This window comes from Variovorax sp. P4_D9 (assembly GCF_056401695.1).
This window is the reverse complement of record NZ_JBFUIU010000046.1, coordinates 1-24,859: the sequence shown is the minus strand read 5'-3', so window position 1 is coordinate 24,859 and position 24,859 is coordinate 1. Positions and strand designations below refer to the sequence as shown.

Here is a 24,859-nt window from a genome sequence, read left to right as displayed (position 1 = left end):
GACCTGCACAAGTACCCGCACGAATTCTCCGGCGGCCAGCGCCAGCGCATCGCGATCGCGCGCGCCCTGATCACGCGGCCGAAGCTGATCGTCGCCGACGAACCGGTCAGCGCGCTCGACGTCTCGGTGCAGGCCCAGGTGCTCAACCTGATGCAAGACCTGCAGCAGCAGTTCGGCATCAGCTACCTGCTGATCAGCCACGACCTGGCCGTGGTGAACCACCTGTGCGATGAGGTCTGCGTGCTGCACCGCGGCATCGTGGTCGAGCGCGGGGCGCCGCAGCGGCTCTTCGCGCATGCGAAGCATCCGTACACCCAGGCCCTGCTGGCCGCCGTGCCGCGCGCCGAACCGCTCGCATCCGCATGAGCAAGTGCTTGCGGCGCAGGCGCCCGTTCGCGATGATGTAACGTTGTATTTCCCATCCGCCTTTCCCTGGAGCCCTGAACCATGTTGAATCGCCGCACCCTCCTGACCACCGCCGCACTCGCCACCGTGCCGCTCGCGCTGCCGCAAGCCGCGCTGGCGCAGGGCCGCAAGGACTCGATGGTGATCGGCATGACGCTCGAGCCGCCGGGCCTGGACCCGACCGCCGGCGCCGCCGCCGCGATCGCCGAGATCGTCCAGTACAACATCCTCGAGACCCTGACCAAGATCAATGCCGACGGCAGCGTCTCGCCGCTCTTGGCCGAGAGCTGGGAGATCTCGCCCGATCTGCGCACCTACACCTTCAAGCTGCGCCGCGGCGTCAAGTTCCAGAACGGCGAGCCCTTCAATGCGCAGGCGGTCAAGTTCTCCTTCGACCGCGCCGGCGGCGAGAAGAGCACCAACAAGGACAAGCGCACCTTCGCCAACATCAGCACCCAGGTGATCGACGACTACACGGTGGTGATCATCAACAAGGAGATCGACCCCGACCTGCCCTTCGTGCTGGGCCAGGCGACGGCCGTCATCGTCGAGCCGAAGAGCGCCGACAGCAACGCCACCAAGCCGGTCGGAACCGGCCCCTACAAGCTCGACAGCTGGAACAAGGGCAGCTCGCTGGTGCTGAGCAAGTGGGACGGCTTCCGCAACCCGGGCGCCGCGAAGCTCAACAAGGTCACCTTCCGCTTCATCTCCGACCCGGCGGCCCAGGCCGCCTCGCTGCTGGCCGGCGACGTCGACGCCTTCCCGCGCATCGCCACGCGCGTGGTGCCGCAGTTCAAGAACAACCCGCAGTTCCAGGTGATCCTGGGCGGCTCGCGGGCCAAGACCATCCTGGCAATCAACAACAAGCGCAAGCCGCTCGACGACGTTCGCGTGCGGCGCGCGATCGCGATGGCGATCGACCGCAAGGCGGTGATCGAGGGTGYGGCCGACGGTTTCGGCGTGCCGATCGGCAGCCACTACGTGCCGGGGGCCGCGGGCTATGTCGACACCACTGGCGTCAATCCCTTCAACATCGAGAAGGCCAAGCAGTTGCTGGCCGAGGCCGGCGTGAAGACGCCGCTGGAGCTCACGATGACCCTGCCGCCGCCGCCGTATGCGCGCCAGGGGGGCGAGGTGATCGTGGCGCAGCTGGCCAAGATCGGCATCAACGTGAAGATCCAGAACGTCGAATGGGCCCAGTGGCTGAGCGGCACTTACGGCAACAAGGACTACGACCTCAGCATCGTTTCGCACGTCGAGCCCTTCGACCTCGGCAACTATGCAAAGGCGGACTACTACTGGGGCTACCAGTCGAAGGAATTCAACGCGCTGTTCGACAAGATCAAGGCCACCGGCAACACGGCCGAGCRCAACAAGCTGCTGGGTGATGCGCAGCGCCTGCTGGCCAACGACGCGGCCAACGCCTTCCTGTTCCAGCCGCAGTTCCCGGTCATCGCGAAGAAGGGCGTCAAGGGCCTCTGGAAGGAGATGCCGATCTTCGCCAACGACCTGTCGGCGCTGTCCTGGTCGTGAGCGGCGCACTGCACGAACTGTCGGCTCGGGAGCTGATCGCCGGCTACCGCGGGAAGCGCCTCTCGCCGGTCGAGGTGACGCAGTCGGTGCTCGCGCACATCGAGCGCTGGGAACCGCAGCTGCAGGCCACCTGGCTGCTGCGCCCCGAGGCCGCGCTCGAACAGGCCCGCGCGGCCGAGTCGCGCTGGGCCCGGGGCGAGCCGCAGGGGCCGCTCGACGGCATCCCGACCACGATCAAGGAAAACATCGCGACCCGGGGCGACCCGATGCCGGCCGGCACCGCGGCGACCGAGCTGCGGCCGGCCGCCTCCGATGCGCCGCCCGCGGCGCGGCTGAAGGAAGCCGGCGCGGTGATCCTGGCCAAGACCACCATGCCCGACTACGGCATGTTGTCCTCGGGCCTCTCGAGCTTCCATGCGCTGGCGCGCAATCCGTGGGATCTCTCGCGGACGCCGGGCGGATCGAGTGCGGGCGCCGGCGCGGCAGCGGCGGCGGGCTATGGCCCGCTGCATATCGGCACCGACATCGGCGGCTCGCTGCGGCTGCCGGCGTCCTGGTGCGGCATCTTCACGCTCAAGCCGAGCCTGGGCCGGATCCCGATCGATCCGCCCTACATGGGCCGCGCCGCCGGACCGATGACGCGCACTGTTGGCGATGCGGCGCTGATGATGCAGCCCTTGTCCCTCGCCGATGCCCGCGACAGCATGAGCCTGCCGCCGCAGGACATCGATTGGCCCGGCTTCGACGTCGGCGCCGAGCACCTGCGCGGCCTGCGCATCGGCTTGCTGCTCGACACCGGCTGCGGCCTCGCGGTCGAGCCCGAGATCCGCGCCGCGGTCGAGCGTGCGGCGCATCTCTTCGAGCGCGCGGGCGCAATCGTCGAGCCGATGCAGCCCTTCATGTCGCAGGCGATGCTAGACGGCATGGACCACCTGTGGCGCATGCGCTCGCTGGTCGACATGAATGCGCTGCGTCCCGAGCAGCGCGCCAAGGTGCTGCCCTACATCCGCCAGTGGGCCGAGAGCGCCGAGGGCTTCAGTGGCGAGCATGTGTTCCGCGCCTTGAGCCAGTTCCATGCGACGCGCGTGGCGACCGTAGCGGCCTGCGCCAGGTACGACTACGTGATCTCGCCGACCGCGCCGAACCTGCCCGCCGCAGCCGAGGCGCCCTCGCCCACCAATGACCCGCTGCGGCCGCTGGAGCACATCGGCTTCACGGTGCCCTTCAACATGTCGGAGCAGCCAGCGGCCTCGATCAACTGCGGCTACAGCGCCGGCGGTCTGCCGATCGGCCTGCAGATCGCGGGGCAGCGCTTCGACGACCTGGGCGTGCTCCGCGTGTCGCGCGCCTTCGAGCTGATCCGCGATCCGCAGCGGCCCTGGCCCGAACCGCCGCGCGGCTGATCGATCGAGCGGAGCAGGCACAGCCATGCACTTCACTGACAGCCTGGGCAATCCGGTCACGGTCGACGACGCCGCGAGCCTGCAGGCAATCAACGCCTTCGTTGAGGGCTTCATCTCCTGCGAGGCCCGCGTGGTCGACGCGCTGGCGGCCGCCGACGACGAAAGCCCGATCGTGCAGGCCTACTGCGCCACGCTGCACCTGTTCGCCGAATCGAAGGATGCCGCGGCCAACGCGCGCCCCTTCCTCGAACGCGCACAGACCGGCGCGCCGCGCACCACGCCGCGCGAGCAGCGCTACATCGAGGCCGTCGCAGCCTGGGCCGCCGGCGACATCGCGCGCGCGATCGCGCTGCATCAAGAGCAGGCGAAGGAGCACCCGCGCGACCTGGCCTCGCTCAAGCTCGGCCAGTACCACTGCTTCAACACCGGCGACTGCCCGGGCATGCTGCGGCTCGCGCTGGCGGCGCTGCCCGCCGCCGCCGATGTCCCCTACCTGCACGGCATGGCCGCCTTCGGCTACGAGCAATGCCATCTGCTGCGCGAGGCCGAGACCAGCGCGCACCGGGCGATCACGATTCGGCGCAAGGAGCCCTGGGCGCACCACGCACTCGGCCACGTGATGCTGACCGAAGGGCGCCTCAACGAAGGGCTGGCCGTGATGCGGGCCCTCWGCGACACCTGGGTCGGCCTCAACTCCTTCATGGTCACGCACAACTGGTGGCACGTGGCGCTGTTCCTGATCGACCTCGGCCGCGACGACGAGGCGCTGGCCACCTACGACCGCGAGGTCTGGGGCGTGGTCAAGGACTACTCGCAGGACCAGATCGGCGCCGTCTCGCTGCTGGCACGCTTCGAGCTCGCGGGCATCCCGGTCGGCGATCGCTGGCAGGACGTGGCAGACCATCTGGCACAGCGGCTCGACGACCACGTGCTGCCCTTCCTGGACCTGCAATACCTCTACGGCCTGGCCCGCGCCGGCCGTGGCGAGGCCGACACGCTGCTGCGCAACATCGAGGCCTTCGCGTCGCACGCGCCACCATCGACTCGCCATGCCTGGGAGCGCGTCTGCGCGCCGGCCGCGCACGGACTTCGCGCCCACGCCCGCGGCGACTTCGCGGCGGCGATCGATGGCTTGAGCCTGGCGCTGCCAAGGCTGGTCGAGATCGGCGGCAGCCATGCGCAGCGCGATCTGTTCGAGCAGGTCTATCTCGACGCCCTGCTGCGCCTCGGCACCGAGGCCTCGCTGGCCGGTGCGCAGGGCATCCTGCAGCGCCAGCTCAACGGTCAGCCGGAGTCGCTGCGGCTGCGCCGGCAGGCCGCCGCGGTCTACACGCGGCTCGGCCTGCCCGCATTCAATTGATCAACCCGCCGCCACTTCGTGCGCGGCCATGGCTTCGAGCGCCTTGACCAACGCCGAATGATCGAGCTGGTCCCAGCCGTGGGCGGCGCAAGACTGCATCAGCTGGGCCGCCGACGCCGTCTGCGGCAGCGCCACGTCCATCTCCTTGGCGCCCGCGAGCGCAAGGTTCAGGTCCTTCTGGTGCAGCGCGATCCGGAAGCCCGGGTTGAAGGTGCGCTTGATCATGCGCTCGCCATGCACCTCGAGGATGCGGCTGGCCGCGAAGCCGCCCATCAGCGCCTGCCGCACCTTGGCCGGATCGGCGCCGGCCTTGCTCGCGAACAGCAGCGCCTCGCCGACCGCCGCGATGTTGAGCGCGACGATGATCTGGTTCGCTACCTTGGTGGTCTGGCCGTCGCCGTTGCCGCCCACCAGCGTGATGTTCTTGCCCATGGCCTCGAACAGCGGCCTGGCACGCTCGAACACCGTGGTGTCGCCGCCGACCATGATCGTCAGGCTGGCCGCCTTGGCGCCGACTTCGCCGCCCGAGACCGGCGCATCGAGGTAGTCGCAGCCGAGCTCGTTGATCTTCTTGGCGAAGCGCTTGGTCTCCATCGGCGCGATCGAGCTCATGTCGATCACGGTCTTGCCCTTGGTCAGGCCCGAGGCGACGCCGTCCTCGCCGAACAGCACCTGCTCGACGTCAGGTGTGTCGGGCAGCATCAGGATCACGACCTCGGCCGCGCGCGCGACCTCGGCGTTGGTCTTGCAGACGGTGGCGCCCTTGAGTGCCTCGGGCACCTTGCTTCGCGTGCGCACGATCAGCTCGTGGCCGGCCTGCATCAGGTTCTGCGCCATCGGTGCGCCCATGATGCCGAGGCCGATGAATCCGATCTTCATGTCGTGTTCCCTTTCTTCAATAAGTGGAGGAGCCGGGCGCGGCCGGGGCGGCGCGCATCTTGGAAAGCAGCTGCTGCGAGCCGGCCGCGATCATGCGCGCGTCCGAGCTCACCGTGACGAACTGGAAGCCCTTGGCGATGCGCGCCAGCGCGCCCTCGGCCGTGCCGTTGTGGATGCCGGCCACCAGTCCATGCGCCTTGGCACGCGCGAGGATGTGGTCGATGGCCTGGGCCGCCGCCGGGTCGACGTCGTCGAACACCGGCCTGCAGCCCAGCGCCAGCGAGAGGTCCGAAGGCCCGATGTAGACCGCGTCGAGCCCTTCGACCGACATGATGGCGTCGAGATTGTCGAGCGCCTGGGCGGTCTCGATCATCGCGAAGGTGACGATGGTGTCGTTGGCATGCTGGGCATAGTCGGCGCCGCCGTAGAGCGAGGCGCGGATCGGCCCGAAGCTGCGCGTGCCGCGCGGCGCATAGTGGGTGTAGGCGACCAGCTTCGCGGCCTCGTCGGGCGTGCTGATCATCGGGCAGATCACGCCATAGGCGCCGGCGTCGAGCGCCTTCATGAGCGCGCTCGGATCGAGCCAGGGCACGCGCACCACCGGCACCGTGTCGGTGGTCGAGATCGCCTGCAGCATGGGGATCATCGACTGGTAGTCGACCACGCCGTGCTGCAGGTCGATGGTCAGCGAGTCCCAGCCCTGGTGGGCCATGGTCTCGGCCGAGAAGCCGTTAGGAATCGCGAGCCAACCGTTGACCGCGGCGCCCCCCGATTTCCACAGCGTGCGCAGGCGGTTTTCTCGCATGGATCTCTCCTGGTGGTTGTTCAACGGTCGAAGGCCGGACGCTTGGGATCGAATTTCCAGCCGGGGATTAGCGCCTGCATCGCCGTCGCATCGTCGCGCGCGCCCAGCCCGTGCTGCTTGTACAGTTGGTGGGCCTTCTCGACCTCGGCCATGTCGAGCTCGACGCCCAGGCCGGGCTTCTTCGGCACCTGCACGTGGCCCCCGACGATCTGCAATGGGTCCTTGGTCAGGCGCTGGCCGTCCTGCCAGATCCAGTGGGTATCGATCGCGGTCACGCGGCCCGGTGCGGCGGCGCCGACGTGGGTGAACATCGCTAGCGAAACGTCGAAATGGTTGTTCGAATGCGAGCCCCAGGTCAGGCCCCAGTCGCGGCAGGTCTGGGCCACGCGCACCGAGCCGGCCATGGTCCAGAAGTGTGGGTCGGCCAGAGGGATGTCGACCGACTGCAGCGCCAGAGCATGGCTCATCTGGCGCCAGTCGGTGGCGATCATGTTGGTGGCGGTCGGCAGGCCGGTGGCGCGGCGGAACTCGGCCATCACCTCGCGGCCCGAGAAACCCTCCTCGGCGCCGCACGGGTCCTCGGCATAGGCGACCACGCCGCGCATGTCGCGCATCAGGCGGATGGCGTCCTTCAACAGCCAGCCGCCGTTCGGGTCGAGCGTGACGCGGGCCTCGGGAAAGCGCTCGTGCAGCGCGACGATGGCCTGCACTTCCTCGTCGCCGCGCAGCACGCCGCCCTTGAGCTTGAAGTCGTTGAAGCCGTACTTGTCGCGCGCCGCCTCGGCCAGCCGCACGATGGCCTCGGGCGTCATCGCCTTCTCGTGGCGCAGTCGGAACCAGTCGTTGTCGGCCTCGGCCTCGCGGGCGTAGGGCAGATCGCTCTTTTCGCGGTCGCCGACGTAGAACAGGTAGCCGAGCATCTCGACCGCATCGCGCTGCTGGCCTTCGCCGAGCAGCGCCGCGACCGGCACGCCCAGGTGCTGGCCCAGCAGGTCGAGCAGCGCCGATTCGATCGCGGTCACGGCGTGAATGGTGGTGCGCAGGTCGAAGGTCTGCAGCCCGCGGCCACCGGCATCGCGGTCGGCGAATTGCTTCTGCACCTGCTGCATCACGCGCTGGCAGTTGCCGATCGACTGGCCGACCACCAGGTCGCGGGCGTCCTCGAGGGTCTGGCGGATCTTCTCGCCGCCGGGCACCTCGCCGACCCCGGTGCGGCCGGCGTTGTCGGTGAGGATCAGGATGTTGCGGGTGAAGAAGGGGCCGTGGGCGCCGCTCAGGTTGAGCAGCATGCTGTCGCGGCCGGCGACCGGGATCACGCGCAGGTCGGAGACGAGGGGGGTGGAGTTGGACATGGCTGGGTTCTCAGTCGATGGTGATCTTGCCCGTCTCGATCACTTTCTTCCAGCGGGCGAACTCCTGCTGCTGGAACTTCGCGAACTGCTCGGACGTGTTGGCGACGACCTCGAGGCCGATGGTGGTGAACTGCTGCTTCACGGCGGGGTCGTTGAGCGCCGCGGCCATCGCATCATGCGCCTTGCTGCGCACGGCGGCCGGCAGGCCCTTGGGGGCGACGATCGCCTGCCACGAGTAGACCTCGAGATTCTTGATGCCGGCCTCGGCCGCGGTCGGCACGTCCGGCAGCACCGGCGAACGCTTGTCGCCCGTGACCGCCAGCGCCCGCAGCTTGCCGGCGTTGATGTTCTGCACTACCGCGTTGACGTTCTGGAACGAGGCGTCGACCTGGCCGCCGAGCAAGTCGGTGATGGCCGGCGCACCGCCCTTGTAGGGAACGTGCAGGCCGCTGGTGCCGGTCTGCTGCCAGAACAGCTCGGCCGTGAGGTGGTCGCTCGAGCCGTTGCCCGAGGAGGCGAAAGTCATTTTGCCGGGGTTCGCCTTGAGGTTGGCGATGACCTCAGCGACCGTCTTGTACGGCGACTTGGCCGGCACCACGAGCACGTTGGGCGCCTGCACCGCCACCGTGACCAGGTCGAAATCCTTCAGCGCGTCGTACTGCATGCCCTTGATCAGGTGCGGCGCGATCACCAGCGGCCCGAGCGAGGTCACGAGGAAGGTGGCGCCGTCGGGCGCCGCGCGCTTGACGAAGGTGGCGCCGATGGTGCCGGTGGCACCGGCCTTGTTGTCGACCAGGAAGGTCTGGCCGAGCTTCTCGCCGAGCTTCGGGGCGATGGCGCGCGCCACCATGTCGGTCGATCCGCCGGGCGGGAACGGGACCACCAGCGTGACGGGCTTCTGGGGCCAGTCCTGCGCCTGGACGCCGAGGGCGGCGAGGCCGAGAACGAGGGTCCCGAACAATCTCTTCATGTCTGTCTCCTTGAATGGCTCATTAATGGTAGCGCTACCTATTAAGACTGAATGATAGCGCTACCGTCATTAGACGCAAGCACGAAGAGCTAGGGGTTTGTACGGATCAAGCGCTCTCGCGCTCGATGATCGAGAAGCCGATGTCCACCACCCGCGCGCCGACCTGCCCACCCTCGGCACGGTCGACGATGAACTGCGCGGCCTGGCGGCCGATGGCCGTACCGTCGATGCGCACGGTGGTCAGCGAAGGATGCAGGTCGGCGGCGAACTCGAGGTCGCCGAAGCCGACCACGGAGAGTTGCCCCGGCACCGGCAAGCCGCGCGCCTGGGCCTCGGTCATGACGCCGAGCGCAAGCAGGTCCGAGCTGCAAAACACCGCATCGATGTCCGGCACATCACGCAGCAGTTCGGCCAATGCCGTCCGACCGCTCTTGAGGGTGGTGGGCGCCGGCACCCGCACCACGGCCACATCGGGCAGACCGGCGGCCCGTGCGGCCTCCCGGAAGGCCTGCAGGCGCCGAAGGGCGCGCTCGTCGTCGCCCGCTATCACCGCCAGCCTGCGGCGGCCGCGGGCAAGGAGGAATTGCACCACCGCCCGGCCCACCGCCGGGTGCGAGAAGCCCACCAGCATGTCTAGCGGCGTCGGCGTCAGGTCCCAGGTCTCGACCACCGGGATGCCCGCGGCCAGCAGCCGCTTGCGCCCTTCCGCCGAATGCATGATGCCGGTCAGCACGATGCCGTCGGGGCGGCGGCCAATGATGGCTTCGAGCAGTGCGTCCTCGCGCGAATTGACATAGCCGCTCTGGCCCAGCATCAGCTGGTAGCCGCGCTCGGCCAGCGCCTCGGTCAGCGCCTGCACGGTCTGCAGGAACACCGGACCGGCGATCGTCGGCACCACCGCCGCGACCAGCCGGCTGCGCGTCGATGCCAGGCCGCCGGCCAGCACGTTGCGCACGTAGCCGGTGCGTTCGACCGCGGCCTGGACCTTCTTCAGGACCTCGGCCGAGACCTGCCGGGGTGAGCTCAGGGCGCGCGAGGCGGTAATCGGCGCCACGCCCGCGAGCTTGGCGACATCGTGCAGCGTGACGGCGCCGCTGCCGCGGCGGGCGCGTCTGACGGGGGGATCCTGATTGCTCATCGGCAGGATTCTAGGCTCACGGTAGCGCTACCGCACCCCTCGCCCGCGCCGATGCCCGACTTCGAGATCGTTGCGGCCGCTGCGGTCCGTGCCGCGCAGCAGCCACAGCGGCCGCCGCGCGAAGTCGACCGCGACGCCGCTCTTGCCATCGGCCGGACGCAGGTCCCGCTCGAACACCGAGGTCGCCGGCATGTAGCGCAGCGCGACGCCGGTGCGGCGTTTCTCCGAGGTATTGGCCTGGGCGCCATGGATCATGTAGACGTCGTGCAGCGACATCTGGCCCGGCTCGAGCTCGAGGTCGACCGCGATCGATTCGTCGAAGCTGCCGGCGGCCATGCGCTGGTTCAGGGTCAGGTCGGTGCGGTCCTCAAGCAGGTGCTCGTGCAGTCGCTGGCCGATGTGGGAGCGCGGGATCACGCGCAGGCAGCCGTTCTCGGTCGTCGATTCTTCGAGCGCCACCCAGACCGTGCAGTTCGCCAGCGGCCGGATCGGCCAGTAGTGCCCGTCCTGGTGCCAGGGGGTCTCGTAGCCTTCAGCCTCCGGCTTGCAGAACACATGGCAGCCCCAGAGGATCACGTCCTCGCCGATCACGCCCGACACCAGTTCGACGATCTCCGGATCCATCGCCAGGTCGAGGAACTGCCGGCTGCCGCGCACGCCCTCCCCGTTGTCGCCCTCGACGTGCGCCGACACAAGCTTCTCCGGGCGCACGCCGGGGTTGTCGCGGATCAGTTCGTCGAGCGCTTCGCGCATCGTCGCGACGCGCGCCTCGGGCAGCCTGAACTGCGGGATCACCCAGCCTTCGGCCTGATAGTGGGCGATCTCTTGCGGGGACAGTTGCGCCATGTGTGCACCTCGTGGAGGCGCCCATTATGGGGACTTCAGGAGCGATAGGCCGGTGGCGCGACGAAGCCGCCGAACGCGCGCTCCACCGCCTCGGCGAAGGCGATCGGCGTGCGATCTTCCAGGTACGGGCCGATGATCTGCATGCCGACCGGCAGCCCGTCGTCGCTCGGCCCGATCGGCATCACGGTCGCGGGCAGGCCGGTCAGGGTGGCGATGCTCGACCAGGGCGACTGGTCCTTGTAGGCGATCTCGAGCTCGTCGATGCGCAGTCGCCGCGTCTCCATCTCGCCATAGTCGTGCGGGAAGGCCGGCGTCGGCGCGACCGGACACAGCAGCACGTCCCACTGCGCGAAGAATGCACGCCAGCGATGCGCAATGCTGGCGCGCACGCGGTCGGCGTGAATCCAGTCGCGGTGGCTGATGCCGGGCTCGGCGCCCGGCATGTCGGCGCCGAGCTGCGCCCAGAGCAACTCGCCCCACAGCGACGCGACCCGCGCCAGATCCGGCAGCAGCGGGCTGCTGCGGCCGACCCGGCAGCCGGCGCGCTCCAGGCCTTCGCCGAGGCGCAGCAAGGACGAGCGGACCGCCCGCGAGGTCGGCACCAGCGGATGCGCGTCGAGTAGCAGCACCCGGAAATCGGCGAGCGCGGCATGGCGCGCGGGCGGCAGCACCAGGCGGTAGGCGATCGCTTCCGCAYCGTCGGGGCCGGCGACGACCTCGAGCGCCAGCGCCAGGTCGGCGGCGCTGCGCGCCATCGGGCCGACCACCGCGAGATCGACCGCCGGGTCCGCCGACAGCGCCGGCGTGCCCGGCGGCGCGCTGCCGCGCATCGGCACCAGGCCGTGCGTGGGCTTGTGCGCGAAGACGCCGCAGAAATGGGCGGGCACGCGCAGCGAACCGACCAGGTCGGAGCCGAATTCGAGCGAGACATAGCCCGCCGCCAGCGCCGCCGCGCCGCCACCGGAGGAGCCGCCGGGGGTGCGCCGCGGATCCCACGGATTGTTGGTCGTCCCGTAGACCGGGTTGCTCGACTGCCAGTCCGCCAACTGCATCGCGACGTTGGTCTTGCCGATGACGATGGCGCCGGCCGCCTTCAGCCGTCGGACCAGCACCGCATCCTCGGCCGCGGCGGGCTGCCCGGTACCCGGAATGCCCCAGGTGGTGGGCAGGCCCTCGACATTGAAGGCTTCCTTGACCGTGACCGGCACGCCCAGCAGCGGGCGTCGTTCACCACGCGCCAGCGCCGCATCGGCCATCCGGGCCGCCTCGCGGGCGCGCTCGAAGTCGCGCACCACCACGGCATTGATCGCGGGGTCGAGCCGCTCGATGCGCGCGATCGCGTGTTCCAGCAGTTCGACGGCCGAGGTCGTCCCGGCCTGCAGTGCGGCGACGAGGTTGCGGGTGGTCGCGTGGTCGAACACGGCTACTTCTTCAGGTGCCGGCTCTGGTCGTAGGTCGGCTGTGATGGCAGGTCGGCCAGATGCCGGGTGTCGGCCCAGTCGACGATCTCGATCAGCTCGGGCTGCGTGGCGTCGGCGATGCGGATGCGATTGAAGCCGGCATTGGGGATGTCGCTTTGGCGCGGCCCGTTGAGCCCGAGCCCGCGCGCGGTGCGCCAGACCATGTCGAGCACGCCGCCATGCGTGACCACCAGCAGCTTCTGCCCCACGTGCGCCGTCGCGATACGGCCCAGCGCCTCGATGACCCGGGCGTGGAACTGGCGCGCCGACTCGCCCTCGGGCATCGCATGGTCTTCGCGGAACTTCAGCCAGTCCTCCCAGGCACGGGGATGCAGGGCCTGGATCTCATCGGCGCGCATGCCTTCTACGACGCCGAAGTTCTGCTCGCGCAGTGACACGGTGGTGACGATCTCGAGCTCGAGCTGGCGGGCGGCCGGCGCCGCGGTCTGCTGCGCCCGCATCAGGTCGCTGCTGATTAGCTGCTGCACCGGCTCGTCGGCCAGCCGCAGGCCGAGGCGCCTGGCCTGCTCGTGGCCCATGTCGTTGAGGGGCACGTCGATGTGGCCCTGGAAACGCAGCTCGCGGTTCCAGTCGGTCTCGCCGTGGCGGATCAGGATGAGTTCGGTGGTGATGGGCATGGTCTGGGCTCCATTCTCCCAGCAGCCGGTGTCAGGCATGCGACCGCGCGCGTTTCGCGGAGAATCCGGGCATGCCAAGTCTCGTATTGCTGCCCGGCCTCGCCTGCGACGAACGCCTCTGGGAGGCCCAGCGGCCCGCACTCCCGCCCACCCTCGATGTCCGCGTGAGCGACGCCCACATGCGCCACGAGCGCATCGAAACCATGGCCGCGGCCGTGCTGGCCGAAAACCCCGGGCCGCTGATCCTCTGCGGCGCATCGATGGGCGGCATGGTCGCGATGGAGGTAGCGCGGCAGGCTCCTGGGCGCGTCGTCGGCCTGGCCCTGCTCGGCACCAATGCCCGCGCCGAGACGCCCGAGATGTACGAGCTGCGGCGTTCGGCCATCGAGCTCTTCGAGAACGGCGAGGCCCGTGACGTCATCGAACTCAACGCCGGCTTCGCCTTCCATCGTTCCCGCGCCGGCGACGCGGCGCTGCTGCGGCGCTACGTCGAGCTGGTGCTGGATGCCGGCGCGCCGCAGCTGGTGCGGCAGAACCGGGCGCTGATGTCGCGCCCCGACGCCCGCTCCCACCTGCCCGGCCTGCGCTGCCCGGTGCTGGTGATGTGCGGCGACGACGACCGCCTGACGCCACCCGAATGCTCGCGCGAGATCGCCTCGCTGATCCCGCAGGCCGAGCTGGTCTGGGTCGCGCAGTGCGGCCACATGCTCACGATGGAACGGCCGGAGGTCGTCAATGCGACGCTCGGCCCGTGGCTGCAGCGTTGGGTCGAGATGACTTAGGCGGCAGCGCGGGGGTCAGTGCAGCTGGCCGCCGGTTTCGCGCACATCCTCGCGAACCGCGAGCGCCGTGGCGATCGCGGTTCGCAGCCCGGCGATCACGGTGTCGAGCGCCATGCTCGGCAGGCCCGGCCGCTGCGCCACCTGCGCGGGCAGGTACGGAATGTGGATGAAGCCACCGCGCATGCCGGCCACCGGCCGGGTCGCGATCCGGTGCATCAGGCCGAAGAACAAGTGATTGCAGACGAAGGTGCCGGCAGTGTTCGACACCGCGGCCGGAATGCCCGCGGCCCGCAGGTCGCGCACCATGGCCTTGATCGGCAAGGTCGAGAAATAGGCCGCGGGCGCGCCTGCCACCACCGGCACATCGATCGGCTGGCAGCCGGCGTTGTCACAGATGCGGCCGTCGTCGACATTGATCGCCACCCGCTCGGGCGTCAGCTCGCTGCGGCCGCCGGCCTGGCCGATGGCCAGCACCAGTTGCGGCTGCAGTTCGTCGATCGCGGCGTCGAGCTCGCGCAGGGCGGCACCGAATACGCACGAGATGCGGCGCGCATGCACCACGGCGCCCTCGAGGCGCCAGCCATCGAGCGCGCGCACGGCCTCCCAGGAAGGATTGATCGCCTCCTGCTCGAAGGGCTCGAAGCCGGTCAGCAGGACGTTCACGTGGCCGCCACCGCGATGCCCTCGGCCGCCAGCCGCTCCCGGATGCGGCGCGCGAAGGCCAGCGCGTGCGGGCCGTCGCCATGCAGGCAGACGGTCTGGGCGTTGACCGCCACCAGGCTGCCGTCGATCGCGCGCACCCGGCGGTCGCGCACCAGCGACAAGGTCTGCGCCAGCGAGGCCTCTTCGTCGTCGATCAGGGCGCCCGGCTGGCTGCGCGGCACCAGGCTGCCGTCGGGCATGTAGCCGCGGTCGGCGAAGACTTCTTCCACCGGCACCAGGCCGGCGCGCTCGGCGGCGCCGATCATGCCGCTGCCCGCCAGCCCGAAATAGCGCAGCGAGGGATCGAAGCGGCGCACCGCCTCGCAGATCGCCTCGGCCAGCGCCGGCTCCTTGACCGCCTGGTTGTAGAGCGCGCCATGCGGCTTGACGTGGGCCAGCTTGCCGCCCTCGGCCTTGACGATCGCCGCCAGGGCGCCGATCTGGTAGAGCACGCCGGCCACAATCTCTTCGGGTGGCAAGTTCATGGTGCTGCGGCCGAAGTTCTCGCGGTCCGGAAAGCTCGGATGGGCGCCGATCGCGACGCCGTTGGCGATCGCCCAGCGCACGCACTGCTGCATGGTGCGGGCGTCGCCGGCGTGCCAGCCGCAGGCGATGTTGGCCGAACTCACCAGGCCCAGCAGGGCCTCGTCGTTGTCGCATCCTTCGCCGAGGTCGGCATTGAGGTCAATCTGCATGGCTTTCTCCTTGGGCCGGATTCTGCGCCGGCATGGGCCAGCCTGCGGACGCCAGGCCTTGCGCCACCTGCGCCAGATAGCGCCGGCGCTCGTCCCAGGCAGCCAGGGCCTCGACCGCATCCACCTGCTGCAGGCGCAGGCGGCCATTGAGCGGGGCCTGGGCCAGCTTCCAGAGGTCGGCGCGGATCACCGCGCCGATGCGCGGATACCCGCCGGTGGTCTGGGCATCGCCCATCAGGATGATCGGCTGGCCCGAGGGCGGCACCTGGATCGTGCCCGGGATCACCCCCGACGACAGCATGTCGACCGCGCGCCGGCGCTTGAGCTCGAAGCCCTCGAGCCGGCTCCCCATGCGGTTGCTTTGCGGCGTGATTCGCCAGGAGCCGCCCCACATCGCCTCGCGCGAGGCGATCGTGAACTGCCCGAACTCGGGACCCGGCATCACGCGCAGCAAGGTCGCACCCGCGCCATCCAAGGCCGGCGCGGGGCCGCGGACACCGAAGGGGCGACGCGCCAGTTGCTGCGCATCGAGTGGCGAGGCGCCAAGCATCAGCTTGTCGCCCTTCTTCAGCGCCCGCCCCTGGTGGCCGCCGAAACCGGCCTTGAGGTCCGTGCTGCGCGAACCGAGGATTACCGGCACGTCAATGCCACCCGCCACCGCGAGCCAGGTCCTGAGCCCCGTCTTGAGCGGTGACCGGTTGGCCCCGGCCAGTGCGAGCACCTGCCCGGCGGCCACCGGCAGGCTCCAGTTGGACCACAGCGCCACGCCGTCGAGCGTGGCGCCGAAATCGTCGCCGGCGATCGCGATCCGGGTGGCGGTCTCGAAGCGGAGCTCGCAGCCGCCCATCGTGAGCTCGATGCCGGCGGCGCCATCGGGGTTGCCGACCAGGCGATTGGCCAGCGTCATCGCCAGGGTATCGAGCGCCCCGCCCGGGCAGATGCCAAGGTGGCGATGGCCCGGGCGACCGAGGTCCTGCACGGAGGCCAGCATGCCCGGTCGCAGGACCGTGAGTCCGGTGCCGGCCGCCATCAAAGCGCCATGCTTTCGACCACGAAGCGCACCCGGTCGCCGGGCCGCAGCCGGGTCGGCTCGGCCGCGCTGGGATCGAACATCTCCAGCGGCGTGCGGCCGATCAGCTGCCAACCGCCCGGCGAATCCAGCGGATAGATGCCGGTCTGCTCGCCACCGATGCCCACCGAGCGCGCCGGCACCGCCAGCCTCGGCTCCCTGCGGCGCGGCGTCGCGAGCTCCGGCGGCAGCCCGCCCATGAAGGCGAAGCCCGGCAGGAAGCCGAGCAGGTACACCACGTAGTCGGCCGCACTGTGGCGCTTCACGACTTCGGCCGGCGACAAGCCCGTGTGGCGCGCGACCTCGGCCAGATCGGGGCCGGACTCGCCGCCGTAGGCGACCGGAATCTCGATGCGGCGTCCCTGGATGCCGGCCGTTGCCAATTGCGGCCAGGCCGACAGCACCTGCATCTCGAGCTCGACCACGTCGATCTGGGACGGATCGAACAGCAGGCTCAAGTTGTTCATGCCCGGCAGCGCCTCCTGCACGCCGCGCCACTGCAGCGCCTCGGCGGCCAGGGCCCAGATCCGCTGCTGCTGCCCCAGCGTGGCCGGCGCCGGCAGTTCGCACACGAGGGCTGCCTCGCCCAGCGAATGAAGCCTGAGCGGCGCTGCGCTCATTCGCGGCCGAGGCTGCGAACCTTGGCGAGCAGGCTGTCCTGGACCTTGGGCGAGACGAACTTGTCGACCTCGCCGCCCAGCATCGCGATCTCGCGGACGAAGGTGCTCGAAATGAACTGGTACTTGTCGCTCGGCGTCAGGAACACCGTCTCGACCTCGGGCATCAGCGAGCGGTTCATGCCGGCCAATTGGAATTCGTAGTCGAAGTCGGTCACGGCGCGCAGGCCGCGCACCATCGCCTTGCCGCCGCGCGCCACCACGAAGTCGCGCAGGAGGCCGGAGAAGCTCTCGACCGTGACCTGGTCGCTGTAGGGCTGGACCGCCTCGCTCGCCATGTCGATGCGCTCCTGCAGCGTGAACAGCGCCTTCTTGTGATGGCCCGCCGCCACCGCGACGATGACCCGGGAAAACAGCTGCGTCGCCCGCCGCACCACGTCCTCGTGGCCTAGCGTCATGGGGTCGAAGGTACCGGGATAAACCGCGATCACGTTGCTGGACATGCTTGCTCCTCCTGAATCGGCCGCTGGTGGCTCGAGTCGGCGGATTATGCAGCGGCGTTTGCCGCCGGATGGAGAAGATGGGCGTGCACCGCGCCCGCCTTCAGGTAGCGGTAGGCCGCGAGGCCGCGCTCGGCGAGTTCGTCGTCGCTCCAGCGCCGAGCCGTCTCGAGGTAGATCACGCCCTCGGGCCGCAGGGCCCGCAGGGCCGCACGCAAGGCCGGCTCGTACAGGACCGCGTTCTCGAACGGCGGGTCCAGGAAAACCGCATGCAGGATGCCGGCCGGCACGCGCTCGAGCGCCGTGATGCCGTTGCCACGCTCGATGCGCACCGCATCGGCGCCGAGCTTGGTCTTCAGCGCCTGCAATTGGGCCACCAGCGCCGGGTCCTGCTCGCACAGCAGCACCGAGGCGGCGCCGCGCGATGCGGCTTCGAGGCCGATCGCGCCGGTGCCGGCGAAGGCATCGACGCACTGCCAGCCCGGCAGCTCGCCACCGCCTGCGCCGGCCAGGCTGGCGAGCCAGTTGAAGAGGGTTTCACGCACCCGGTCGGGTGTCGGCCGGAGACCGGGCTTGTCGGCGACCATGAGGCGGGTTCGCTTCCACTGGCCGCCGATGATGCGGACGAAATGGGGCGCCTTGGCGAGCTTGTTCGGCTTGGCGGGCGCCGCGGGCGCGGGTGTTCGGGGCTTCATTTTCACACCCGGAGCTTAACGGCAGCCGGGCGTCCCGGGGTCGCCTCTCACGGTTTGCCGCCCACCACCACCGTCACCATCTTCTCGGGCTGGAGCTTGCGCGCGAAGGCGGCCTTGACGTCGGCCACGGTGACCGCGTTGACGCGCGCGGTCCAGGTCTCGAGGTAGTCGAGCGGGAGGTCGTTCCAGGCGATGTTCGCGACATTGCCGAGCAGCTTGCGGTTGCTGTCCAGCAGCAGCGGAAAGCCGCCGATCAGATTGTCCTTGGCGGCCTTGAGCTCGGCCGCGGTCGGGCCGTCGGCGACGAATTTCGCCAGCACCTCGTTCGACACCTTCACCGCTTCGGCGGCCTGGTCGGGCCGGGTCTGGAAGCTGATGCGGAAGGCGCCCGCGTGCAGGCCCGGCGAAAAGCCGCTATAGACGCTGTAGGCCAGCCCGCGCTTCTCGCGCACTTGCTCGGTCAGGCGCGAAACGAAGCCGCCGCCGCCGAGCACGTAGTTGCCGAGCGTCAGCGCGAAATGATCGGGGTCGGCACGGCGGTAGCCGGGCTGGCCGATCAGCACATGGGCCTGCGCCGAGTCGAAGGGAATGCGCTCGTCCCTGGGCGCCGCCAGCGGCTGCACTTCGGGCACGACCGGCAACTCGGCGCAGGCGCCGCCGGCCGGCAGCCTCGACAACAACGTGGTGGCGATGCCTTCGGCCTGCGCGCGCGTGACCGCGCCGACGATGCTGACCTTGGCACGGCAGGGGACGATCAGGCGCTCGTAGTGCGCACGCATCGCCGCCACGTCGATCCTGGCCAGCGTGGCCTCGGTGGTTTCGAGGCCGTAGGGATGGGCGCCATAGACGGCATGCGCGAAAGTCCTCTCGACCCGGGTCGCGGGCTTGGTATTGGCCTCGCGGATCGAGGCGCTGAGGCGCTCGCGCTCGCGCTTCCACACATCTTCCGGGAAGGCCGGCTCACCGATCTCGCGCGCCGCGAGCCGCACCGCCTTGTCGAGCAGCACCGGGTCGGACAGCGTGCGCAGGGTGAAGCTGGCGCGGTCGGTGCCGGCGTTGGCGTCGAAATTCGCCCCGAGGTCGGCCCAGGCCTCACCGAGCGCATTCTGATCGAGCGCCGGCTCCTCGCCATTTGCGCGAATGCCCTTCTCGACCATGCCCGCGGTCACCGAGGCGAGGCCGGCCTGGGCCGGCGGATCGCGCCGCCCGCCGGCATCGAAGTCGACCTCGACATCGACGATCGGCAGTGCCTGGGTGGYGGCCAGGTAGACCTTGGCGCCGTTCGGCAGGCTCCAGTGCTGGATCGGAATGGCGGCCTGGGCGGCAACGCCGAGAGAGAGCGCCGCGCCGGCCAGGAGGCCGCGCAGCATGAAACGTCGTGAATCGATCATCGGGATGCAGCCTTGGTTCAGCGCAGGTCGCCCGCGGGCGCTGCAAAGCCGCGCGGGCGGCGGTTGGGTTCGGGCGGCAGCGGCCGCAGCGTGGCGGCGGTCATCTGGTCGTCGCCGAAGTACCTGGCGGCCACCGCCTGCACCTGCTCGGCCGTCACAGCCTGCAGTTTCGCGATGATCCGCTCGCTGGCGTCCAGCGGCAGGCCCTGCACCCAGTTGCTGCCGAGTTCGCGCGCCTGCGCCATCACCGAGTCGCGCTTGAAGGTCTCGCTGGCCACCCATTGCGTCTTGACGCGGGCCAGTTCGGCCGCGCCGACGCCTTCGCGCGCGACCTTGGCGACCTCGGCGCGCAGAGCGGCCTCGAGCGCCTCGGGCGTCTTGCCCGCGGCCGGCACGCCATCGAGCACGAAGATCTGCGGCCCGCGGCCGACGAAGCCGGCATAGGCGCCGGCCGAATCGGCCACGCGGTCGGGCCCCTGCGTCAGCGCGCGGTCGAGCCGGGCGCCGGAATAGCCGTCGAGCAGGGCCGAGAGCACCGCCAGCGCATAGGCGTCGTTCTCGGCGGCGGTGTCGAACTTGTCGCCGGTCGCGATCTGCGGCGCGCGGAAGGCCAGCGAGACGTAGGCCTGCTCGGCCGGCGCCTTGAAGTCGACGCGGCGCACGCCGCGCTGCGCGGGCTCGGTGCGCGGCTTGCGCGGGGGCACCGCACGCGCCGGAATCGAGCCGTAGTACTTCTCGGCCAGGGCCCGCACCTTGTCGACATCGACGTCGCCGGCCACCACGATCGCCGCGTTGGACGGAACGTACCAGGCCTGGAAGAAGGCGCGGGCATCGGCCGGCGTCATCGACTCCAGGTCGCTCATCCAGCCGACCACCGGGCGGTGGTAGGGAGAGGCGGTGAAGATGGCCGCGTTCTGCTGCTCGCCGAGCAGCGCGCGCGGCTGGTCGTCGGTGCGCATCCGGCGCTCCTCCTTGACGACCTCGATCTCGCGCTTGAATTCGTCGTCGGGCCACTGGTTGGTGGCGAAACGATCGGATTCGAGCTTCATGACCTGCTCCAGCTGCTCGACCGGAATCTGCTGGTAGTAGCCGGTGTAGTCGCGGGTGGTGAAGGCGTTCTCGCGGCCGCCGAGGCCGGCCACGCGGCGCGAGAACTCGCCCGGCTTGAGGCTCTTGCTGCCCTTGAACATCATGTGCTCGAGCACGTGCGCGACGCCCGAGTTGCCGTCGACTTCGTCGATCGAGCCGACCCGGACCCAGAGCATCTGGACTGCGGTCGGGGCTCGCCGGTCGGGCTTGACGATCAGGGTCATGCCGTTGGAAAGAGTGAATTGCCGGGCCGGAATCGCCGCCGTGGCGGCGCTCGACGAAGCGGCGGGAGAAGGGGCGTCCTGGGCCAGGGCAGGCAGGCTCGACAGCGCAATAAGCACCGAAGCCAGCACCGCACCCGACGCAGCGCGGCGTGGCAAGGGGTGTTTCATAGAATGGCTCGGATTGTAAAAAGCGCCCAATGTTCAGTTTCTTCAAGAAAAAACCTGCGGCCGAGAGCCCGGCGCCCGCTCCGGAGCCGCCGGCCCCGGCGGTAGAAGCCCCGGCGCCTGCGCCGAAATCGGTCTTTTCGCCCTCCAGTTGGTTCGGCGGCAAGTCTGCGCCCGCCGAGCCCCCGGCAGCGATGCCGGAACCCGCACCCGCCCCCGCAGCCCCACCCGTAGCCGCCCCGGCGCCGGTCGCGGCGCCGCCCCAGCCCCAGCCCCAGCCGCCTGCATTTGCGCCTGTGCCCGTGCCCGTTCCCACGGCGYCGGTTCCTCCCCCTCCCCCGGCCCCATTCCCCGCCCCGGCACCCGTTCCGGAGCGCAGCGGCTGGCTCGGCAAGCTCAAGAACGGCCTGCGGAAGACCGGCAACACAATCACCGCCGCCTTCGTCAATGCCCAGATCGATGACGCGCTCTACGAGGAGCTCGAAGAAGCGCTGCTGATGGCCGACACCGGCGTCAAGGCCACCGAGCACCTGCTGGAAGACCTGCGCCGCCGCGTCAAGAGCCAGATGGCGACCGACGCGGCGCAGGTCAAGCTGCTGCTGGCCGACGCCATCGCGGACCTGCTGCGGCCACTGGAAAAGTCGCTGGTCATCGGCGAGCACACGCCGACCGTGATCATGGTCGCCGGCGTCAACGGTGCCGGCAAGACCACCTCGATCGGCAAGCTCACCAAGCACCTGGCCAACGAGGGCGCCTCGGTGCTGCTGGCGGCGGCCGACACGTTCCGCGCCGCGGCGCGCGAGCAGCTGCTGGTCTGGGCCGACCGCAACACGGTCGAGATCGTGAGCCAGGAAGGCGGCGACCCGGCCGCCGTGAGCTTCGACGCGGTCAACGCGGGCAAGGCGCGCGGCAAGGACGTGGTGCTGGTCGACACCGCCGGCCGGCTGCCGACCCAGATCCACCTGATGGACGAACTCAAGAAGATCAAGCGGGTCGTCAACCGGGCCGACCCCACGGCGCCGCACGAGGTGCTACTGGTGATCGACGGCAACACCGGCCAGAACGCGCTGGCCCAGGTCAAGTCCTTCGACGAGGCACTGGGCCTGACCGGGCTGGTCGTGACCAAGCTGGACGGCACGGCCAAGGGCGGCGTGCTGTGCGCGATCGCGCGCGAACGGCCGATCCCGGTCTATTTCATCGGCGTCGGCGAAAAGCTCGAGGACCTGGAAACCTTCGACGCCCGGGAATTCGCCCAGGCCCTGCTCGGCTAGCCCGGCGGGGTTTGTGCGCCTGGAGGCGCTCTGGCATCATGGTCTGCGCCCGCCAAGAGGCATGCAGGAGACCCGAATGGACACCACAGCCGCCCCCCTCGCCGACACCGAGCGCAAGGTCGATCGCCTGCTCGCCCACTACGGCGAGAGCCACCGCCACCCAACCAACGAGGCGATCCACATGGTCGCCATCCCGGCGATCATGCTGAGCATCGTCGGGCTGCTGTTCGCACTCCATCCCTGGGTCGCCTACGCCTTCGTCGCAGCCAGCCTGGTCTACTACGCGACCCTGCGCTCCCCGGCCTTCCTGGCGACCATGCTCGTCGGAACGGTCGCGCTGCTGGCATTGGTGCATGCGATGGGCGGCCTTGTATTGCCGGTGTCCGCCGTCATCTTCGTGGTGGCCTGGATCTTTCAGTTCATCGGCCACAAGATCGAAGGCAGAAAACCTTCCTTCTTCGAAGACATCCAATACCTCTGGATCGGCCCGCTGTTCGTGCTGTCCAAGGTTTTCGAGCGCCTCGGCATCCGCTGGTAGGCCTGGTCGCCTACAAGCGGCGGCTATCGACCCCATAGAAAATAAGGGGGAACCCTTAGCTTAGCACTCCCTCCAACCGAGTGCTAATATGGCTATGAACGAAGGAGTTTCCCCAATGACAACACTGTCTGGAGCCTCTGCCAACCAGCTTGCCGTCGCCAATCCGTGGTCGATGGTGCCTCCGCTGGGTAACTTGGACGCCTACATTTCGGCAGCCAACCGCCTGCCGCTGCTGACGCTCGAGGAAGAGCAGGGCTTTGCGCGCAAGCTGCGCGACGACAACGATCTCGAAGCCGCCGGCGCGCTCATCTTGTCGCATCTGCGCCTTGTTGTATCTATTTCTCGCCAATATCTTGGTTACGGCCTGCCGCACGGCGACCTGATCCAGGAGGGCAACGTCGGCCTCATGAAGGCCGTCAAGCGCTTCGATCCCGACCAGGGCGTGCGGCTGGTCAGCTACGCCATGCACTGGATCAAGGCCGAGATCCACGAGTACATCCTGAAGAACTGGCGCATGGTCAAGGTCGCGACTACCAAGGCCCAGCGCAAGCTGTTCTTCAACCTGCGCTCCATGAAGCAGGGTTTCAAGGCCGAGTCGGCCGCCGCCGACGGCGGCACCCACCGCGACACGCTGAGCCCGGACGAGGTTTCGCAGATGGCCACCCGGCTCAACGTTAAGCCCGAGGAAGTGCTCGAGATGGAAACCCGGCTCTCGGGCGGCGACGTGCTGCTCGATCCGAGCTCGTCCGACGACGGCGACGAAGGCTTCGGCCCGATCGCCTACCTGGCCGACGCGACGCAGGAGCCGACCGCCCAGATCGAATCGCGGCAGCGCGACCGGCTGTCGACCGACGGTATCTCGACCGCGCTGGAGGCCCTGGACGACCGCAGCCGCCGCATCGTCGAGGAGCGCTGGCTCAAGGTCAACGACGACGGATCGGGCGGGATGACGCTGCACGACCTGGCCTCGGTCTACGGCGTGAGCGCCGAGCGCATTCGCCAGATCGAAGTCGCCGCGATGAAGAAGATGAAGAAGGCTCTCGCCGAATACGCCTGAGCGCCCTTCGCCCCCGAAACAGACCCGGCCCGCGCCGGGTTTTTACCTTGTCAGGCCGCTTCGGGTGCCCGCTTGGCCAGCGTCCTCGACGCCCGGCGCGCGATATAGCGAGTTTCGGCCGCCGCATCGCTCTCGGCCAGCCAGCGCGCGCAGGTCGCTTCGACCCAGTCCGGCTGGGTCCGGCTGGCGTCGTTGAGCCAGTTGGCGACCGAGTTCTGGACGTAGCGGCTGCTGTCGGCCTTCAGCGGCTCGAGCAGCGGCAGGGCCAGCCAGGGCGCGGCCTTGAGTCGCTCGATCTGGGCGCACCAGACGCCACGCGGACGGGTCAGTTCGCTGGCGAAGCGGCGGATGTTCGGATCGGGCTCCCTGGTCCACGCCTGCAGCAGTTCGAGCGCCTGCTCGAGCGACCGGATGGTCGCCTCACGCACGCCCATCCAGGCCATCTCGCGGACGCCGAAATGCGGATCGACGGCAAAGCGGCGAGCCGCCGCCAGCTGTTCGGGCAGGGCCAGACCCGACATCGGTATCCATTGCGTCGCCCAGCAGCGCGCCACGTCGCTCGGATGCGTGGCCAGCCGGTGCGCCACCGAATCGCGCTGCGGATGCACCGCGGTCAGGTCGTAGAGCGCCCGCGCGATGTGGCCGTGGCGCTGCATCGGCTTGAAGGCGGACAGCATCGCGAAGGTGTCGAGCAGGCGCTCGCTGGCCGCATTGAGCCCGATCTGCGCGGCCACGCTGCGCGCCAGCCGGGGCAGCTCCAGCGCCATGAACTCGTTGAGGTTGACGGTCTCGAGCAGGCCGTCGTTGAGCGCCTCCAGCACCTCCGGCGGGATCAGCGCGATGCGGAAGGCCCCCTTACGCTTCTTCAGGTGATCGACCGAAACCACGGCGCACATAAGGCAACCTCCGTGCTTCGCACTGCGGTGCGAGCTCGCTTGGGGCGGCCCGGCGCGGCGCTCATGACTTGAGCAGGACCTTGAGATCCTCGACCATCGGCGCCACGCCAGCGCCGTAGCGCGCGTACAGGCGCAGTCGGCCTTGCGGGTCATAGACGAAGCTTGCCGCCGAGTGGTCCATCGAGTAGCTGGTCGGTGTCTTGCCCTCGACCTTCTTGAAGTAGACCTTGAAGTCCCTGGCCAGGGCCGCGAGCTGGTCCGGCGTCGGGATCAGGGCGATAAAGGAAGGATCGAAGGCCCCCATGTAGGCCTTCATGACCTCGGGCGTGTCGCGGGCCGGATCGACCGTGATGAACACCACCTGCAGCTTGTCGCCGTC

At 69.4% G+C, this 24,859-nt stretch carries 26 protein-coding genes; 8 read left to right on the top strand and 18 right to left on the bottom strand.

From position 1 onward, the window contains the following. The 4 genes from AC1DY5_RS07845 to AC1DY5_RS07830 all read left to right on the top strand — a co-directional run. The coding region (locus AC1DY5_RS07845; RefSeq protein WP_478110456.1) for an ATP-binding cassette domain-containing protein at window positions 1-366 on the top strand (366 nt) is incomplete at its 5' end. 81 nt (window positions 367-447) lie between these two features. Next, window positions 448-1,938 (top strand): ABC transporter substrate-binding protein, encoded by a 1,491-nt coding sequence (locus AC1DY5_RS07840; protein WP_478110454.1) that lies wholly within the window; start codon window positions 448-450, stop codon window positions 1,936-1,938. Next, on the top strand, window positions 1,935-3,341 hold the full coding sequence (locus AC1DY5_RS07835) for an amidase (protein ID WP_478110453.1): 1,407 nt from the start codon (window positions 1,935-1,937) through the stop codon (window positions 3,339-3,341). The genes AC1DY5_RS07840 and AC1DY5_RS07835 overlap by 4 nt, the downstream gene beginning before the upstream one ends. A 25-nt stretch (window positions 3,342-3,366) precedes the next feature. Next, the gene (locus AC1DY5_RS07830; RefSeq protein ID WP_478110451.1) at window positions 3,367-4,701 is read left to right on the top strand and encodes a tetratricopeptide repeat protein; all 1,335 of its coding nucleotides are present in this window, start codon (window positions 3,367-3,369) and stop codon (window positions 4,699-4,701) included. Here the strand turns inward: AC1DY5_RS07830 and glxR are convergent, their stop codons facing one another. From glxR to AC1DY5_RS07790, 8 genes are all read right to left on the bottom strand, one after another. Continuing rightward, window positions 4,702-5,580 (bottom strand): 2-hydroxy-3-oxopropionate reductase, encoded by an 879-nt coding sequence (gene glxR, locus AC1DY5_RS07825; RefSeq protein ID WP_478110449.1) that lies wholly within the window; start codon window positions 5,578-5,580, stop codon window positions 4,702-4,704. 16 nt (window positions 5,581-5,596) lie between these two features. Beyond that, window positions 5,597-6,385 (bottom strand): HpcH/HpaI aldolase family protein, encoded by a 789-nt coding sequence (locus AC1DY5_RS07820; RefSeq protein WP_478110448.1) that lies wholly within the window; start codon window positions 6,383-6,385, stop codon window positions 5,597-5,599. 20 nt (window positions 6,386-6,405) lie between these two features. After that, window positions 6,406-7,737 (bottom strand): glucarate dehydratase, encoded by a 1,332-nt coding sequence (gene gudD / locus AC1DY5_RS07815; protein ID WP_478110446.1) that lies wholly within the window; start codon window positions 7,735-7,737, stop codon window positions 6,406-6,408. A gap of 10 nt (window positions 7,738-7,747) precedes the next feature. After that, a complete protein-coding gene (locus tag AC1DY5_RS07810; RefSeq protein WP_478110444.1) occupies window positions 7,748-8,707 on the bottom strand; it encodes a Bug family tripartite tricarboxylate transporter substrate binding protein in 960 nt (319 codons plus the stop codon). A gap of 106 nt (window positions 8,708-8,813) precedes the next feature. Continuing rightward, window positions 8,814-9,845 carry a LacI family DNA-binding transcriptional regulator gene (locus tag AC1DY5_RS07805; protein WP_478110443.1) on the bottom strand — a complete coding sequence of 344 codons (1,032 nt, stop codon included), beginning with the start codon at window positions 9,843-9,845 and terminating at the stop codon, window positions 8,814-8,816. A gap of 27 nt (window positions 9,846-9,872) precedes the next feature. Then, window positions 9,873-10,691: a phytanoyl-CoA dioxygenase family protein gene (locus AC1DY5_RS07800; RefSeq protein ID WP_478110441.1), complete on the bottom strand. Its 819-nt coding sequence runs from the start codon at window positions 10,689-10,691 to the stop codon at window positions 9,873-9,875. A 35-nt stretch (window positions 10,692-10,726) separates the two neighbouring features. After that, entirely contained in the window at window positions 10,727-12,112 is a 1,386-nt protein-coding gene (locus AC1DY5_RS07795; protein WP_478110438.1) for an amidase family protein, read from the bottom strand. Window positions 12,113-12,114: 2 nt separating this feature from the next. Further along, window positions 12,115-12,789 carry a histidine phosphatase family protein gene (locus tag AC1DY5_RS07790; RefSeq protein WP_478110434.1) on the bottom strand — a complete coding sequence of 225 codons (675 nt, stop codon included), beginning with the start codon at window positions 12,787-12,789 and terminating at the stop codon, window positions 12,115-12,117. 71 nt (window positions 12,790-12,860) lie between these two features. On the opposite strand from AC1DY5_RS07790, the gene AC1DY5_RS07785 reads away from it, so the two are divergent. Continuing rightward, window positions 12,861-13,571, top strand: a complete 711-nt coding sequence (locus AC1DY5_RS07785; RefSeq protein WP_478110431.1) for an alpha/beta fold hydrolase — start codon at window positions 12,861-12,863, stop codon at window positions 13,569-13,571. 15 nt (window positions 13,572-13,586) lie between these two features. On the opposite strand, the gene pcp is transcribed toward AC1DY5_RS07785, so the two are convergent. Genes pcp through AC1DY5_RS07745 form a run of 8 tightly spaced genes read right to left on the bottom strand, consistent with a single transcriptional unit; the run spans window position 13,587 to window position 20,721 of the window. Then, complete coding sequence (pcp, locus tag AC1DY5_RS07780; RefSeq protein WP_478110428.1) at window positions 13,587-14,234, bottom strand: pyroglutamyl-peptidase I; 648 nt, start codon at window positions 14,232-14,234, stop codon at window positions 13,587-13,589. Then, window positions 14,231-14,968 (bottom strand): 5-oxoprolinase subunit PxpA, encoded by a 738-nt coding sequence (gene pxpA, locus AC1DY5_RS07775; protein WP_478110426.1) that lies wholly within the window; start codon window positions 14,966-14,968, stop codon window positions 14,231-14,233. The genes pcp and pxpA overlap by 4 nt, the downstream gene beginning before the upstream one ends. Continuing rightward, the gene (locus AC1DY5_RS07770; RefSeq protein WP_478110423.1) at window positions 14,958-15,998 is read right to left on the bottom strand and encodes a 5-oxoprolinase subunit C family protein; all 1,041 of its coding nucleotides are present in this window, start codon (window positions 15,996-15,998) and stop codon (window positions 14,958-14,960) included. The genes pxpA and AC1DY5_RS07770 overlap by 11 nt, the downstream gene beginning before the upstream one ends. Continuing rightward, window positions 15,998-16,657, bottom strand: a complete 660-nt coding sequence (gene pxpB, locus AC1DY5_RS07765) for a 5-oxoprolinase subunit PxpB (protein ID WP_478110421.1) — start codon at window positions 16,655-16,657, stop codon at window positions 15,998-16,000. The genes AC1DY5_RS07770 and pxpB overlap by 1 nt, the downstream gene beginning before the upstream one ends. Further along, window positions 16,654-17,157 (bottom strand): pantetheine-phosphate adenylyltransferase, encoded by a 504-nt coding sequence (gene coaD / locus AC1DY5_RS07760; protein ID WP_478110419.1) that lies wholly within the window; start codon window positions 17,155-17,157, stop codon window positions 16,654-16,656. Before coaD ends, pxpB begins: the two co-directional genes overlap by 4 nt. A 44-nt stretch (window positions 17,158-17,201) precedes the next feature. After that, on the bottom strand, window positions 17,202-17,849 hold the full coding sequence (locus AC1DY5_RS07755; RefSeq protein WP_478110416.1) for an RsmD family RNA methyltransferase: 648 nt from the start codon (window positions 17,847-17,849) through the stop codon (window positions 17,202-17,204). Between the two features lie 47 nt (window positions 17,850-17,896). Continuing rightward, on the bottom strand, window positions 17,897-19,240 hold the full coding sequence (locus AC1DY5_RS07750) for a M16 family metallopeptidase (RefSeq protein WP_478110413.1): 1,344 nt from the start codon (window positions 19,238-19,240) through the stop codon (window positions 17,897-17,899). 17 nt (window positions 19,241-19,257) lie between these two features. Further along, a complete protein-coding gene (locus tag AC1DY5_RS07745) occupies window positions 19,258-20,721 on the bottom strand; it encodes a M16 family metallopeptidase (RefSeq protein WP_478110411.1) in 1,464 nt (487 codons plus the stop codon). Window positions 20,722-20,750: 29 nt separating this feature from the next. On the opposite strand from AC1DY5_RS07745, the gene ftsY reads away from it, so the two are divergent. The 3 genes from ftsY to rpoH all read left to right on the top strand — a co-directional run bounded on the left by ftsY (window position 20,751) and on the right by rpoH (window position 23,584). Next, window positions 20,751-21,989 (top strand): signal recognition particle-docking protein FtsY, encoded by a 1,239-nt coding sequence (gene ftsY / locus AC1DY5_RS07740; protein WP_478110408.1) that lies wholly within the window; start codon window positions 20,751-20,753, stop codon window positions 21,987-21,989. A 76-nt stretch (window positions 21,990-22,065) separates the two neighbouring features. Then, on the top strand, window positions 22,066-22,527 hold the full coding sequence (locus AC1DY5_RS07735) for an Mpo1 family 2-hydroxy fatty acid dioxygenase (protein WP_478110404.1): 462 nt from the start codon (window positions 22,066-22,068) through the stop codon (window positions 22,525-22,527). Window positions 22,528-22,642: 115 nt separating this feature from the next. Next, window positions 22,643-23,584: an RNA polymerase sigma factor RpoH gene (gene rpoH / locus AC1DY5_RS07730; RefSeq protein ID WP_478110401.1), complete on the top strand. Its 942-nt coding sequence runs from the start codon at window positions 22,643-22,645 to the stop codon at window positions 23,582-23,584. A 50-nt stretch (window positions 23,585-23,634) separates the two neighbouring features. Here the strand turns inward: rpoH and AC1DY5_RS07725 are convergent, their stop codons facing one another. After that, window positions 23,635-24,480 (bottom strand): DNA alkylation repair protein, encoded by an 846-nt coding sequence (locus AC1DY5_RS07725; protein ID WP_478110399.1) that lies wholly within the window; start codon window positions 24,478-24,480, stop codon window positions 23,635-23,637. Window positions 24,481-24,541: 61 nt separating this feature from the next. Next, window positions 24,542-24,859 (bottom strand): SCO family protein (locus AC1DY5_RS07720; protein WP_478110396.1); only part of this gene is annotated, 318 nt, incomplete at its 5' end.